Consider the following 14,307-nt stretch of genomic DNA (forward strand, 5'->3'; position numbering starts at 1 on the left):
GTTGGGGAGAAAATCGGGCGGATGCAAGACCTTCGGTCGGATTGGGCTGTATCGGGCAGTGCCGAACGGGGTGTCGTCAGACGATCCGCCGATCCAACCGAATGACGCGGCAAGGGTCGCCTTGCCTGGCCGCCGGCGCATACGGCTCACGGATCAGCAACGCCTCCGAGCGCCCGAGCACCGCCAGCATGGACGAGTCCTGCCGGGTCTCGGCGGTGGCGATGGGCAGCCGGTCGGGTACGGTGTCGAGCCGGGCGCGCATGTAGTCTTCGCGCTTGTCGTTCTCCGGCATGTCGCGGCCGAGCGTCGCCGGCTCGCTGCGGTCGGCGCCGGCCTGGGGATCGCCGAGCAAGGCCCGGATCGCCGGCACCACAAATAGGAGGCCGCAGACGATCGAAGATACCGGGTTGCCGGGCAAGCCGATGGCGAGCATCGGGCCGAGTCGGCCGTGCATCAGCGGCTTGCCGGGGCGCAAAGCCACGCGCCAGAAGCCGAGCTCCATCCCCGCCTCAGAGAGCGCCTGCTGCACGAGGTCGTGGTCGCCGACCGAGGCTCCGCCGAGGGTGACGAGGAGGTCGGCGCCTGCCTCCCGTGCCCGGCCGACGGCAGATTTCAGGGCGCCGAGATCGTCGGCGGCGATGCCGAGATCGATCGCGTCGGCGCCGGCCTCGCGTGCAAGTGCCTCTACCGCCAGGGAATTCGAGGCGACGATCTGGTCCCAGGCGGCAGGCTCGCCGGGGCGGACGAGTTCGTCGCCGGTGGCGAGGATGGCGATGCGGGGGCGGCGGCGGACGCTGAGGCTGGCATGCCCCGCGGCCGCGGCGAGGGCGAGACGGCGGGCGTCGAGGGTCTCGCCCGCCTGCATCAGGACATCGCCCTCCCGGAAGTCGAGGCCAGCGGGGCGGATGAACTTCCGCGCGGTCACGCTCTCGCGCGCCGTGACGAATTCCCCTTCGGCGTCAGCATCTTCCTGGATCAGGATCGCGTCGGCGCCCTCAGGAACGGGGGCGCCGGTGAAGATCCGCACGGCCTCGCCGGGCCCGATCGAGCCCGAAAATCCATGCCCGGCCGCGCTCGTCCCGACGAGCCGGAGGGTCGCCGGAACGGTGGCGACATCGGCCGCGCGGACGGCGTAACCGTCCATGGCGGAGGCCGGAAACGGCGGCTGGGTCCTGCTGGCGTGGATGGTCGTGGCAAGCACCCTGCCATGTGCCAGGCCGAGCGCCACGGTCTCCGCCTCTGTCGGCCCCGGCACGCTCGCGAGAATGCGCGCCAGCGCCTCGGCGACGGAAATCAGCCCGCTCATCGCGGCTCGCTCCGCCACGAGCCGGACTTGCCACCGTCCTTTTCCAGAAGCCGGATGCCCTCGATCCGCATACCGCGGTCGGCGGCCTTCACCATGTCGTAGATCGTCAGGCAGGCGAGGGAGACGGCGGTCAGCGCCTCCATCTCGACGCCGGTCTGGCCTGTGACGCGAACCTCCGCCGTGACCCTAAGGCCCGGCAGAGCGTCGTCCGGCTCGCAATCGACCTTCACCTTGGTGAGCAGCAGCGGATGGCAGAGCGGGATTAGTTCGTGCGTGCGCTTCGCCGCCATGATGCCGGCGAGCCGGGCGGTACCGATGACGTCGCCCTTCTTGGCGTCGCCCTCGCGGATCAGGCGCAGCGTCTCGGGCAGCATCACCACGACGCCCTCGGCCCGCGCGGTGCGCGCGGTCGCGGCCTTGTCGGAGACGTCGACCATGTTGGCGGCGCCGGCCGCGTCGAGATGGGTGAGCGTGCTCATGCGTGCTTGCCGAAGAGGAGCGCGTGGGTGGCGGCGGTGACGTCGGCCTGCCGCATCAGGCTCTCGCCGACGAGGATCGTGTCCAGCCCCGCCTCGCGCAGGCGTTTCACGTCCTCGTGCCCGTCGATGCCGCTCTCGGCGACGGCGATGCGGTCGCCGGGAATGCCGGGTTTTAGGCGGATCGCCGTCTCGAACGAGACCTCGAAGGTCTTGAGGTTGCGGTTGTTGACGCCCACCAGCCGCGTGCCGAGCGGCAGCGCCCGCGCCAGTTCCTCAGCATCGTGGACTTCCACCAGCACGTCCATGCCGAGATCGTGGGCCGTCTCGGTGATAGCGCGGGCCTCGTCGTCGTCGAGGCAGGCCATGATCACGAGCACGCAGTCGGCGCCCCAGGCCCGCGCCTCGAAGACCTGGTAGGGCTCGAACAGAAAGTCCTTGCGCAGCACCGGCAGGCCGCAGGCCGCGCGCGCCGCGATCAGGTATTCGGGCGCCCCCTGGAACGAGGGCGTGTCGGTGAGCACCGAGAGGCAGGTCGCGCCGCCGGCCTCGTAGGCCCCCGCGAGGGTGGCTGGGTCGAAATCGGCGCGGATCAGACCCTTTGACGGCGAGGCCTTCTTGATCTCGGCGATCAGGGCCGGCCGGCCTTGCGCGATGTGGGCGGCGATGGCGTCGGCGAAGCCGCGCGGCGGATCGGCCTTGGCGACCTGCTTCTCCAGCTTCGCCAGCGGCACGCGCAGCTTCGCCTCGGCGATCTCGCGGCGCTTGTAGGCCTCGATCCGCGCGAGCACGGAGGCCCGCTCGGCCGCCGGCCCGGTCGTCACGTCGGCCACGATGTCGTCCATCGTCCTGTCCTCGACGGTCACCGGCACGGTGTCAGGCGGCTCCTGACGGTGGCGGGTGAGGAATACTTCGGTGCGACCCCGACACAGCGCGGGGTACGCCGCCCTCTATCACGCGTTCGAAACCGCGACGAGGCTGGCCAGCGTCGCCCGCGCCGCGCCCGTGTCGATCGCGTCCTGAGCCCGCGCCACGCCCTCGGCGAGGGTTCCGGCCTGGCCGGCGACGAGCAATCCCGCGGCGGCGTTGATCACGCCGATGTCGCGGTAGGCGTTGCGCGCGCCCTCCAGCACCTGGACGAGGGCGCGGGCGTTGTGATCGGGATCGCCGCCGCGCAGGTCGTCGAGGGTCGAGAGAATGAGGCCGCATTCCCGCGGGTCGACGCTGAAGGAGGAGATGCGGCCGTCCTCCAGAGAGACCACGCCGGTCGGGCCGGTGACGGTGATCTCGTCGAGCCCGTCCGAGCCGTGCACGGTCCAGACCCGCTTGGAGCCGAGCTCGGCCAGCACACGCGTCAGCGGCTCGGCCCAGGCCGGCATCGAGACGCCGAAGACCTGCGCGGTGACGCCGGCCGGGTTCGAGAGCGGCCCGAGCATGTTGAAGATGGTGCGGAACGGCAGTTCGCTGCGCACCGGCGCGACATGGCGCATGGCGGCGTGATGCGTCTGCGCGAACAGGAAGCAGAGCCCGGATTCCGCGAGGCAGCGCGACAGCCCCTCCGGCGGCAGGCCGAGCTTCACCCCGAGCGCCGCGAGCACGTCGGCCGCGCCGGAGCGCGAGGTCGCGGCCCGGTTGCCGTGCTTGGCCACCGGCACGCCGCAGGCGGCGGTGACGATCGCGGCGAGGGTCGAGACGTTGTAGCTGCCCGAATGGTCGCCGCCGGTGCCGACGATGTCGATGGCGTCGGCCGGCGCCTCCACCGGGATCATCCGCGCGCGCATCGCTTCGACGGCGCCGACGATCTCTTCGGTGCTTTCGCCCTTCACCCGCAGGGCGGCGAGGAAGGCCCCGGCCTGGACCGGCGTCACCTCGCCCGAGAGCAGGTCGTCGAAGGCGGCGCGGGCTTTTTCGCGCGTGAGAGACTCGCCGGCGGCGACCGTCGCGAGGTGGGGCTTGAAGGTGTCCATGGCCACGGAATCATCCGCTGGAAACCCCTCTCCCCTCCGCGGGAGAGGGTGGCCTTCGCGTCAGCGAAGGTCGGGAGAGGGGAGCGCCGTATCCGGAAAACCCGAGCCGACCCCTCTCCCGCCTGCTCCGCAGCCACCCTCCCCCCGCAGAGGGGGGAGGGAGAAGGAGACGCCTCAATGCACGCCGACCTGCGCCTTGTCACGCCCCGCCCGCCACGCCGCGGCGATGTCGAGGAAGTTGCTCACGATCCGCGCGCCATGATGCGAGAGAATGCTCTCCGGATGGAACTGCACACCGTGCACGGGGAGCGTCGCGTGCTGGATGCCCATGATCAGCCCGTCCGCCTCGGCGGTGACGACGAGCGCGTCGGGGCAGCTGGCGCGATCGACCACGAGGGAGTGGTAGCGCGTCGCCTCGAAGGCATCGTTCAAGCCGCGAAAGATCCCCCCGGCGCGGTGAGTGATGGTCGAGACCTTTCCGTGCATGGGAGCCGGCGCCCGCACCACGTCGCCGCCATAGGCCTGCCCGATCGATTGCAGCCCGAGGCAGACCCCGAAGATCGGGATCTCGCCCCCGAGGTCCCGCACCACGTCGAGGCAGATCCCGGCCTCGTTCGGCGTGCAAGGGCCGGGCGAGAGCACGATGGCATCGGGCGCCCGCGCGCGGATGTCCTCGATCGTGATCTCGTCGTTGCGCACCACGTCGATGCCGCCGCAGAGCGGGCCGATCAGGTGGACGAGATTCCAGGTGAAGGAATCGTAGTTGTCGATGACGAGGACGTTGGACATCTTGGGCGGCCGCGCGATCACGGAGAGCGGATAGCGGCTTTCGCCGCTCCACGGGTCGAGGTCAATCGCCCCGTCCGCGAGCAGAATCGTCACGGATCGATCAGGCTCGCGATCCGCGCGCCCAGTTCGTCGATGGTCGCGGCATCGGCGTTGCCCACGAAGCTGGCCGATCCGTCGGCGATGCGTGCCCGCAAGTCGAAGCTCCGGACCTGCGTGCAGATCGCGATGCCGGTCACGCCATCGCCGCGCACGGAGACGGCGAGGCCGGAGTCGCGGGCGCCTTGCGCCACCGTCGAGACGACGACGGCGATCGCGACGCCATGGACGTTCACGGCCTCGGGCGTCAGCACGATCCAATGTAGCACAATCCGGTAGGCGGCACCATCAAGGCCGCCGCCCCACCAACGCGAAGTTCGCTCCCTGCGGATCGGACGCCTGGACGATCCACATCCCGCCCGGCACCTCCATCGGGCCGTTGATCACCGCGCCGCCCGCCTGGCGCAGGCGCTCGGTGGCCGCGTCGATCTCGTCGACGTTGACGTAGTAGAGCCAGCTCGGCGCGGGCGGGCCGGGCAGGCTCATCATGCCGCCGGTCGCGGTGCCGTCCGCGGGCGCGTCCCGGGTGTGGAAGAGCTGGTAGGTGCCCATCGGCCCGAGATCGATCGTCTCGCCCGCCTTCCAGCCGAACAGCGCCTCGTAGAAGCCGAGGGCCGGCCGCCAGTCGTGGGCGTAGAGCTCGTGCCAGCCGAAATGCCCCGGCGTCCCCGCCGCGGGTGCAGGCAGCGGCGTGCCGTCGCCGCGAAACAGGACGAATGTCGCACCCTGCGGATCGGCGGCCACCGCGAAGCGGCCGACCTCGGGGATATCGCCGGGCGGGCGATGGATTGTGCCTCCCAGCCGCATGGTCTGCTCGGCCTTGGCGTCGACGTCGGAGACGGCCACGTAGCCGATCCATCCGGGATGTCCGCCACGCGCGCGGACCTCGTCGGGGATCGCCATGATTCCGCCGACCCGGTGCTCGCCGACGCAGGCGAGTCTATAGGGCATCACCGGATTGCCGGAATCCAAGAAACTCCAGCCGGCGACCTTTCCGTAGAAGGCTTCCGCGGCCTTCGGATCGGTCGTCATCAGCTCGTACCAGACGAAGCTGCCTTCGGTGGTGGTCATCGGAGCCTCCGGTCAGGGCGTTGCGCGAGTCGCAGCGGTTTATACTGCACCATCGCCGGTTCAGGCCGTATGGGACAGCCGTAATGACAACGTCATTACGGACTGATACGCAGAAGGTACAGGAGTCGAAATGGCCGCCACCGCACCCAAGCGCGAGACCCTCAATCTGCGTATCAAACCAGAAGTCCGCGACCTGATCGACCGGGCAGCGCAGGCCGGCGGCAAGAACCGCACGGACTTCATCGTCGATGCGGCGCGGCAAGCCGCAGAGGATGCGCTGCTCGACCGTACGGCAATATCAGTCGATCCGGATGCCTACGCCGCGTTCCTGGCCCGGCTCGATGCGCCGGCACAGCCGAACGAACGGCTTGTGCGAACCATGCGGACGCCGGCACCCTGGGACGATGCGTGACCCTCGCAGCGCCCGAACCGCTTGCCGACGATCACCTGATCGACATCTTCGCGTCAGGTATTCCAACGCTCGACAACTGGCTCAAGCAGCGGGCGCGCCGAAATCAGGCAACAGGTGCGTCTCGAACCTTCGTCATCTGCAATGATCGAACGGTGATCGGCTACTACGCGCTCGCCTCCGGCAGCGTCGAAGCGGCATCCGCACCCGGCCGTTTTCGGCGCAACATGCCTGAGCCGATACCGGTAGTGATCCTCGGGCGACTCGCGGTCGATCGGACCTGCCAGGGACGAGGCCTCGGGAAGGCACTGTTCCGTGACGGCGCACAACGCGTGCTGCACGCAGCCGACACCATCGGCATCCGCGGCATCCTCGTGCACGCAATATCCGAGGATGCGAGGGCGTTCTATCTTGCCCTGGGCTTCGACCCGTCGCCGCTCGATCCGCTGACGCTGATGGTCTCGCTCGCCGATCTGCGCGCCGGCCTCGGCGCCTGACGAAGCCTACTGCCCCCGCCGCGCCCGGCTCGCAAAGGACACCGCATCCTCGGCGGCCCTGAACAACGCCTTCGCCTTGTTCACGCATTCCTGCTGCTCGGAGGCCGGATCGGAATCGTAGACGATGCCGGCGCCGGCCTGCACGTGCATGCGGCCGTCCTTCACGATGGCCGTGCGCAGCACGATGCAGGTGTCCATCTCGCCGCGCGCGCCGAAATAGCCGATGCAGCCGCCATAGGGCCCGCGCTTCTCGCGCTCGAGTTCGTCGATGATCTCCATGGCGCGCACCTTCGGCGCGCCGGAAACCGTGCCGGCGGGAAAGCCGGCGGCGAGCGCCGAGAGCGTGTCGTGGGCCGGGTCCAGATCGCCCTCAACGTTCGAGACGATGTGCATGACTTGGCTGTAGAATTCGAGGAAGAACGAGCCGGTGACGCGCACCGTACCGATCCGCGAGACGCGGCCGACGTCGTTACGGCCGAGATCGAGCAGCATCAGGTGCTCGGAGCGTTCCTTCGGGTCGGCCAGCAACTCGTCGGCGAGCGCCTTGTCCTCGGCCGGCGTCGCGCCGCGGGGGCGCGTGCCGGCGATCGGGCGGATCGTGACCTTGTCGTCGCGGACCCGCACGAGGATTTCGGGGGACGAACAGACGACCTGAAAGTCGCAGAAGTCGAGGTAGCAGAGGAACGGCGCCGGGTTGGTGCGGCGCAGCGAACGGTAGAGCGCGAAGGCCGGCAGCGTGAACGGCGCCTCGAAGCGCTGCGACAGCACCACCTGGAAGATGTCGCCGGCGACGATGTACTCCTTCGCCCGCGCGACCAGCCCGAGAAAGTCGTCGGGCGTGGTGTTGGAGACCGGCGTCGGCAGGGCGAGGCCGGCGGCGTCGGCCCGTGCCTCGATCGGCAACGGGGATTCCAGGGCCGCGGCGGCGCGGTCGATCCGCTCCAGGGCCGCCTCGTAGGCCGCCCTGGCCGAGACGCCGTCCGCCGGGCGCACGGGTGTGACGACGGTGAGCGCGTCGGCCACCGCATCGAACACCACCATGACCCGAGGGCGGATCATCACCGCGTCGGGGACGCCGAGGGGGTCCGGGTTCGGCGCGGCCAGTCGCTCCATGGCGCGCACCATGTCGTAGCCGAGATAGCCGAACAGGCCGGCGGCCATCGGCGGCAATGTCTGCGCGTCGTCCTCGCCGATGGCACTCTCCGCGATCAGGGCGCGCAGGCTGTCGAGCGGCGGACGGTCGTCGGCGACGAAGGTTTCGAGGGCGGCATCGCGGGCGATCTCCGGCCGGCCGTCGCGGCAGCGCCACACGAGGTCGGGGTCGAGGCCGATCATCGAGTAGCGCCCGCGCACCGCGCCGCCCTCGACGGATTCGAGGAGGAAGCCCGGGCCCGGCGTACCGCCCTTCAGCTTGAGGAAGGCCGCGACCGGCGTTTCCAGGTCGGCCACCAGCGTCAGGCTGACGAGGCTGCCGCGGCCCGCCGCGTAGGCGCGTGCGAAGCCTTCGAAGCGGTCGGTCTCGGCCTGCATCAATACTCGCCGCCCAGCGCGCGCTTGAAGGCCGCCTGGTTGACGCTGACGCCGGCGTTCTTCTGGACGTCGGCGATGTATTCGCCGAGCACGTCGTCGGAGAGCGCCGTGCGGAAGTTCTTCTCGACGGTCTTGTCGGTCTGCGCGCCCACCACGTAAGCCGGCATCTCGGCCTTGGTGACCTTGTAGACCGCGCGGCCATCGCCCGAGGGGGCCGAGCCGGCCTTGTCGACGGCAGTGGCGAAGATGCGCTCGATCACATCGTTGGCGAGGTCGTCCTTGGGCTGGTTGCGGGCGAGGTCGGCGACGGTCTTCGCCGGGATGCCGGCCGCCTCGGCCACGGCCTCCACGGTCTCGCCCTTATCGAGCTTTTCCACCAGCTCCTTCGACTTCGCGGTGAGGCGCTTGGCCGTCTCGGCCTCCTTCCAGCCCTTCAGGGCTTCGTCACGGACCGCGTCGAGGGGCTTGTCGTGAGCCGCGTCGATCTTGGCGACGTCGTACCAGACGTAGCCGCCGGACTTGGTGCGCAACGCCTCGCTGTCGCCGCCGATCTCGGAGCGGAAGGCGGCGGCGAGCGTCGTGTCGGGATCCGGGATGCCCTCGACCTTCGCGCCCGCCGGGTCGTTGCCCTTGGCGTCCACCGCCGGCACCGCGACGAGCGTCAGCCCGCGCTCCTTGGCGATGTCGGCGAGCGACTTGCCGCTGGCGCGGGCGTCCTCGATCGCGTCGTGGGCCGGCTCGAGACCGTCGCGGGCGCGCTGGAGCGCGATGGTCTTGCGGATCTCGTCCTTGACCTCGTCGAACGGCTTCTGCGAGCCGGGATCGATCGCGGTGACGCGCAGCAGCACGGTGCCGAAGCGGCCCTTCACCGGTTGGCTGATCTTGTCCTTCTCGAGCGCGAAGGCGGCGTCGGCCACGGCCGGATCGAACAGCTCGGCCTTGGTCAGGGTGCCCAGCGTCAGGTTCTTGGGATCCATGCCGCGGGCGGTGGCGGTGACCTCGAAGGGCACCTCGCCACTCTCGATCTGCTTGGCGGCGATCTCGGCGGTCGCTTGATCGGGGAACGTGATCTGCTGGATCGTGCGGCGTTCCGGCGCGCCGTACTTCGCGGCGTTGGCCTCGTAGATCTTGCGGGCCTCGTCGTCGGTGATCGCGTCGGGCTTGGCCATCGTCTCCGGGTCGAGGACGAGCAGGTTCAGGCTCCGCGTCTCGGGCGCGCGAAAACCGCCCTTGTTGTTGTCGTAATAGGCCTTGAGCTCGTCGTCGCCCGGCGCCGGGATCTCGCCGGCGGCGGCCGGCGTCAGCATCAGCACGGAAGCCGTGCGGCGCTCGGTCGAGTAGCGATGCACCGCCTCGCGCATCGCCTGCGGCACAGCCAACTCGGCGGTGACGGCCTCGGCGAGCTGGAGGCGGGCGGCGACTGAGCGCTGCTCGCGCACGAACATCTGCTCGTTCAGGCCGGCCCGCTGCAGGGTCTGGAAGAACAACGTCCGGTCGAACTTGCCGTCGGCGCCCTTGAAGGCCTGCTCGTCGCGGATGGCGCGCAGCACGGCTTCATCGGAAATCGCGAGGCCGAGATCGCTGGTCTTCTGGTCGAGGGCGGCCTCCGTGATCAGCTGGCTCAGCACCTGCCGCTCGAGGCCCATGGCGCGGGCCTGTTCCGGCGTCAGCACGCGCTTGAGCTGCTGCTGATAGCGCTGGAGCTGGTTCTGGTAGGCCGAGCGCACGGCCTCCGCCGAGATCGGCGTCTTGCCCACCGTGGCAACCGTCTGGCTGCTACCCCCGCGAAAGAACTCCTCCACGCCGAAGATCGCGACGCCCGCGATCAGGAAGAAGAACAGGATCGACAGCACGATCTTGCCGAGCCAGTGCTGGCTGGCGTTGCGGATGCTCTGGAGCATGGTGTCGTCCGGATCTGCGCTTCTGCGCCCGATTTCCTCGGAAAAAGGGCTTTGAAATTCGGGGCTCGCGATAGACCATCCGCAGCCCCGCGCAAAGGGCGGACGCCACCGCGAGGCGGGCCGGCAGGCGGTTTGCGCGCCCAAGCTTGCTCTGGTAGTCCGCCGGGACCACGAAAAGCGGCTTTGCAGGAGACGGACCAACGATGGCGAGCGAGGGACGACGTCCACTGGTTGCCGGCAACTGGAAGATGAACGGCCTGCGCTCCTCGATCGCGACGGTCGAGCAGGTGCTGGAGGGTCTGACCCCCAAGCTCACCGACAAGATCGACGTCCTGATCTGCCCGCCCGCGACTCTGATCGCCTCCTGCGTCGCCGCGGTGACCGGCTCGGCCATCGCCATCGGCGGCCAGAACCTGCATGCCCGGGCGAACGGGGCCTTCACCGGGTCGATCTCGGCCGAGATGCTGGCCGATCTCGGCGCCCGCTACGTCATCCTCGGGCATTCCGAGCGGCGCGCCTACCACCACGAGACCGATAACGGCGTCCACGCCAAGGCGCTGGGCGCGCGCCGGGCCGGCCTTTGCGGCATCATCTGCGTCGGCGAGACCGAGGACGAGCGCGAGGAGGGCCGCACCCTCGACATCGTGCGCGCGCAGCTCGGGCTCGGCGTGCCGAAGGGCGCGACGGCCGAGGACACCGTGCTGGCCTACGAGCCGGTCTGGGCGATCGGCACCGGCAAGACGCCCTCGACCGCCGACATCGCCGAGGTCCACGCCTCGCTGCGCGACATGCTCGGCACCATGGTCGGCAAGGCCGAGGCGGACAAGATCCGCATCCTCTACGGCGGCTCGGTGAAGGCGAAGAACGCCCGCGAACTCATGGCCGTCGAGAACGTAGACGGCGCCCTCGTCGGTGGCGCCAGCCTCGTCGCCGAGGACTTCTTGGGAATCTGCGCCGCCTATTCCTGAGCGGGACGGCGCATCCGTCCGGGTGCGAACTCAGTAACCAAGACCGGGACACTGCATCGGCGCAGGAATCTGCGCCGGGCAAGCGGAACCATGAGCTTGACCGTGAGTTTTCCGGTCATGATCCACTTGAAATCAACCCTCGCGATCTCTGCGATCATGCTCACCGGGTTGGTGGCGGCTTCGCCCTTCCCCTATGCGAGCGATCATCAGCCGAGACAGCCGCGCCGCACGGCCTCGGTGCAGATCGCGCCGGCCGTCGAGGCCGCCGCGACCCCGGCCGCGGTGACGGCCTGGGCCGACCCGCCTGCGAAATCGCAGGCTCCCGTCGAGGCGCCGGTCGTGCTCGCAGTCGCAGATACGGCAGCGCCAGTGACTCAGGACAGCGCGGCTCCCGCCGCTGTCGTCGCTACGCCGCCCGTACGCCACGTCTCGCTGCAGGCCTCTGCACAGAAGGCCGAGCAGGCACGCCGTCGCAAAATCGCCCGCGCCGCCGCTGCTCGCGAGCGTGAGACGGCGACGAAGCAGTCCCTTTCGACGGCCTCCGGCGAGACCCAGGTCGCTTCCCGGGCGACGCCCTCGGCTTCGCAGAAGATCGATCCGATCGGCGATATCCTCCGTGGATTGGGCATCGGCAAGGAAGGCTGAGGAACGGATCCATACGCGCACTGCTGTCCGTCGTTCACATTCCGTCATTTCGAGCGCAGCGAAGCAATGACGTGGACGCGCTGATCGCTATCGGTCCCGCAATGACTGTAAAACGGACGGTGAAACGCCTGTCCTGTTCGCCGGCCCTGGCGCAGGTTGGCGCTGGTCCCCAACTGGTGTAGGAGCCGGCCTCACCGAACGGAGCACGCCTCCGGGCGGTTCGTCGGCTTTGCCGATCGCCTGATTGCGTCCGTGATCGCGGACTTGCCGGAACCCCGATGCAGACCGTCCTGATCGTCGTCCACCTCTTCATCGTCCTGGCGCTCATCGTCACGGTGCTGCTGCAGCGCTCCGAGGGCGGCCTCGGCCTCGGCGGCGGAGGCAGCAGTGGCGGCGGCGTCTCGGGCTTCATGACCGGACGCGGACAGGCCAACGCGCTGACGCGGGCCACCGCGATCCTCGCCGCCCTGTTCTTCGCCACCAGCATCTCGCTGGCGATCGTGGCGCATCACACGGCCGCGCCGCGCTCGATCCTCGACGACGGGACGGCCCAGCCGGGCCAGACCGAGAAGCAGCCGGCCAACGCCGACAACTTGCTCGACACTCTGCGCCAGCAGGGCGGCAAGCCGGCCGACGGCACCCCCGCACCGCAGAGCCCGGCACCTGCCGCGCAAGTTCCTCCTGCGCCGGCAGCCCCGGTCGAGACTGCGCCGGCCGCTCCGGCACCGGCGACGCCCGAGGCGCCTCAGTCGCGCTGAGGTCGGTACGGCGCGGCCAAGGTCGCGCGGCGGACCTTCGGGTTGCGAAAGAGAATTGCGGCCGGCGCATAGGCCGGCCGATCCGGGCCCGAGGCCCGCACGGAATCCTCAACGTCGTCAGCGGCATGGCCCCGTAACGCGTGCCCGATGGGCATCGCGGCGGGTCGACCTTTGCGGTTTGGCGAATCGTGAAACCCCGTTTATGAGCCGAGGCCCATGACGCAATACATGACGCCTGGGATTACGACGCGGTACGTCTTCATCACCGGCGGCGTCGTGTCGTCGCTCGGGAAGGGGCTCGCCTCGGCCGCGCTGGCGGCCCTGCTCCAGGCCCGTGGCTACCGCGTCCGCCTGCGGAAGCTCGACCCCTATCTCAACGTCGATCCGGGCACGATGAGCCCGACGCAGCACGGCGAGGTCTTCGTCACCGACGACGGCGCCGAGACCGATCTCGACCTCGGCCATTACGAGCGCTTCACCGGCCTGCCGGCGAGCCGCGCCGACAACATCACCACCGGCAAGATCTACCAGGACATCATCACCAAGGAGCGCCGCGGCGACTACCTCGGCGCGACGATCCAGGTGATCCCGCACGTCACCAACGCCATCAAGGCGTTCGTGCTCGACGGCAACGAGGGCTACGACTTCGTTCTCGTCGAGATCGGCGGCACGGTGGGCGACATCGAGGGCCTGCCCTTCTTCGAGGCGATCCGCCAGCTCGGCCAGGAGCAGCCGCGCGGGACCTGCCTGTTCATCCACCTGACGCTGCTGCCGTTCATCCCGTCGGCCGGCGAGCTCAAGACCAAGCCGACGCAGCACTCGGTGAAGGAGCTGCGCTCGATCGGCATCCAGCCCGACATCCTGCTCTGCCGCTGCGACCGGCCGATCCCGAACGAGGAGCGGCGTAAGCTAGCGCTGTTCTGCAACGTGCGCGAGACGGCGGTGATCGACGCCCTCGACGTGCCCTCGATCTACGACGTGCCGCTGTCCTACCGGGGCGCCGGTCTCGACCGCGAGGTGCTGGAACATTTCGGCCTCGACGCCGAGTGCGAGCCGAGCCTGGACCGCTGGCGCACCATCTCCCACCGGGTCAGCAACCCCGAGGGCGAGGTCACCATCGCCATCGTCGGCAAGTACACGGGGCTCAAGGACGCCTACAAGTCGCTCACCGAGGCGCTCACCCACGGCGGCATCGCCAACAACGTGCGCGTCCACCTCGAATGGATCGAGGCCGAGGTGTTCGAGCGCGAGGACCCCGCGCCCTTCCTCGAAGGCCTGCACGGCATCCTGGTGCCCGGCGGCTTCGGCCAACGCGGCGCCGAGGGCAAGATCCGCGCGGCCCGCTACGCCCGCGAGCGAAAGATCCCGTATTTCGGCATCTGCTTCGGCATGCAGATGGCTGTGATCGAGGCTGCCCGGTCGCTGGCAGGCATCACCGAGGCCAACTCCACCGAATTCGGCACCACCACCGAGCCGGTGGTCGGCCTGCTCACCGAGTGGATGAAGGGGGACGCGTTGGAGAAGCGTGCGGCCGAGGGCGACCTCGGCGGCACCATGCGGCTCGGCGCCTACAAGGCGACGCTGGCGCCGGACACGCGCATCGCCAAGATCTACGGCGACACCAACATTTCGGAGCGCCACCGCCACCGCTACGAGGTCAACATGGCCTATCGCGAGCGGCTGGAGGCCAAGGGCCTGCGCTTCTCCGGCCTCTCGCCGGACGGGCTGCTACCCGAGACGGTGGAGCACGAGGGTCATCCCTGGTTCGTCGGCGTGCAGTTCCATCCGGAGCTGAAGTCGCGGCCGTTCGAGCCGCACCCGCTCTTCTCCAGCTTCGTCGCCGCGGCCGTCGAGCAGAGCCGACTGGTTTGATACCGACGGCCGCTGCAGCCGG

General features: G+C 69.5%; 15 protein-coding genes. 6 read left to right on the forward strand and 9 right to left on the reverse strand.

Annotated features, from left to right (window positions below; genetic code table 11):
- Positions 1 to 76: 76 nt before the first annotated feature.
- From MFF07_RS16465 to MFF07_RS16495, 7 genes are all read right to left on the reverse strand, one after another.
- Entirely contained in the window at positions 77 to 1,306 is a 1,230-nt protein-coding gene (locus MFF07_RS16465; protein ID WP_147816543.1) for a molybdopterin molybdotransferase MoeA, read from the reverse strand.
- Positions 1,303 to 1,785, reverse strand: a complete 483-nt coding sequence (gene moaC, locus MFF07_RS16470) for a cyclic pyranopterin monophosphate synthase MoaC (protein ID WP_147816545.1) — start codon at positions 1,783 to 1,785, stop codon at positions 1,303 to 1,305. Before moaC ends, MFF07_RS16465 begins: the two co-directional genes overlap by 4 nt.
- Positions 1,782 to 2,627 carry an indole-3-glycerol phosphate synthase TrpC gene (gene trpC, locus MFF07_RS16475; protein WP_147816598.1) on the reverse strand — a complete coding sequence of 282 codons (846 nt, stop codon included), beginning with the start codon at positions 2,625 to 2,627 and terminating at the stop codon, positions 1,782 to 1,784. The genes moaC and trpC overlap by 4 nt, the downstream gene beginning before the upstream one ends.
- A 108-nt stretch (positions 2,628 to 2,735) precedes the next feature.
- On the reverse strand, positions 2,736 to 3,749 hold the full coding sequence (gene trpD, locus MFF07_RS16480; protein WP_147816599.1) for an anthranilate phosphoribosyltransferase: 1,014 nt from the start codon (positions 3,747 to 3,749) through the stop codon (positions 2,736 to 2,738).
- A 174-nt stretch (positions 3,750 to 3,923) separates the two neighbouring features.
- On the reverse strand, positions 3,924 to 4,538 hold the full coding sequence (locus MFF07_RS16485; protein WP_147816600.1) for an anthranilate synthase component II: 615 nt from the start codon (positions 4,536 to 4,538) through the stop codon (positions 3,924 to 3,926).
- 89 nt (positions 4,539 to 4,627) lie between these two features.
- Positions 4,628 to 4,903, reverse strand: a complete 276-nt coding sequence (locus MFF07_RS16490) for a type II toxin-antitoxin system PemK/MazF family toxin (RefSeq protein WP_238232390.1) — start codon at positions 4,901 to 4,903, stop codon at positions 4,628 to 4,630.
- Positions 4,904 to 4,922: 19 nt separating this feature from the next.
- Complete coding sequence (locus tag MFF07_RS16495; RefSeq protein ID WP_238232391.1) at positions 4,923 to 5,705, reverse strand: VOC family protein; 783 nt, start codon at positions 5,703 to 5,705, stop codon at positions 4,923 to 4,925.
- Between the two features lie 130 nt (positions 5,706 to 5,835).
- Between MFF07_RS16495 and MFF07_RS16500 the strand changes: the two genes are divergently transcribed.
- Both MFF07_RS16500 and MFF07_RS16505 read left to right on the forward strand, forming a co-directional pair.
- Positions 5,836 to 6,117 carry a type II toxin-antitoxin system TacA family antitoxin gene (locus tag MFF07_RS16500; protein WP_147816549.1) on the forward strand — a complete coding sequence of 94 codons (282 nt, stop codon included), beginning with the start codon at positions 5,836 to 5,838 and terminating at the stop codon, positions 6,115 to 6,117.
- Positions 6,114 to 6,611, forward strand: coding sequence for a GNAT family N-acetyltransferase (locus MFF07_RS16505; RefSeq protein ID WP_147816551.1), 498 nt, complete (start codon positions 6,114 to 6,116; stop codon positions 6,609 to 6,611). Before MFF07_RS16500 ends, MFF07_RS16505 begins: the two co-directional genes overlap by 4 nt.
- A gap of 6 nt (positions 6,612 to 6,617) precedes the next feature.
- Here the strand turns inward: MFF07_RS16505 and trpE are convergent, their stop codons facing one another.
- Complete coding sequence (gene trpE / locus MFF07_RS16510) at positions 6,618 to 8,141, reverse strand: anthranilate synthase component I (protein ID WP_147816553.1); 1,524 nt, start codon at positions 8,139 to 8,141, stop codon at positions 6,618 to 6,620.
- Positions 8,141 to 10,042, reverse strand: coding sequence for a peptidylprolyl isomerase (locus tag MFF07_RS16515; protein ID WP_238232392.1), 1,902 nt, complete (start codon positions 10,040 to 10,042; stop codon positions 8,141 to 8,143). The genes trpE and MFF07_RS16515 overlap by 1 nt, the downstream gene beginning before the upstream one ends.
- Positions 10,043 to 10,245: 203 nt before the next feature.
- Between MFF07_RS16515 and tpiA the strand changes: the two genes are divergently transcribed.
- The 4 genes from tpiA to pyrG all read left to right on the forward strand — a co-directional run bounded on the left by tpiA (position 10,246) and on the right by pyrG (position 14,285).
- Entirely contained in the window at positions 10,246 to 11,010 is a 765-nt protein-coding gene (tpiA, locus tag MFF07_RS16520; protein ID WP_147816557.1) for a triose-phosphate isomerase, read from the forward strand.
- A gap of 90 nt (positions 11,011 to 11,100) precedes the next feature.
- Positions 11,101 to 11,655, forward strand: a complete 555-nt coding sequence (locus MFF07_RS16525) for a hypothetical protein (protein ID WP_147816559.1) — start codon at positions 11,101 to 11,103, stop codon at positions 11,653 to 11,655.
- 278 nt (positions 11,656 to 11,933) lie between these two features.
- The gene (gene secG / locus MFF07_RS16530; protein WP_147816561.1) at positions 11,934 to 12,413 is read left to right on the forward strand and encodes a preprotein translocase subunit SecG; all 480 of its coding nucleotides are present in this window, start codon (positions 11,934 to 11,936) and stop codon (positions 12,411 to 12,413) included.
- A 228-nt stretch (positions 12,414 to 12,641) separates the two neighbouring features.
- Positions 12,642 to 14,285 carry a CTP synthase gene (pyrG, locus tag MFF07_RS16535; RefSeq protein ID WP_147816563.1) on the forward strand — a complete coding sequence of 548 codons (1,644 nt, stop codon included), beginning with the start codon at positions 12,642 to 12,644 and terminating at the stop codon, positions 14,283 to 14,285.
- Positions 14,286 to 14,307 lie beyond the last annotated feature (22 nt).

This window comes from Methylobacterium thuringiense (assembly GCF_022179645.1).
GTDB classification, from domain to species: Bacteria; Pseudomonadota; Alphaproteobacteria; order Rhizobiales; family Beijerinckiaceae; genus Methylobacterium; species Methylobacterium thuringiense.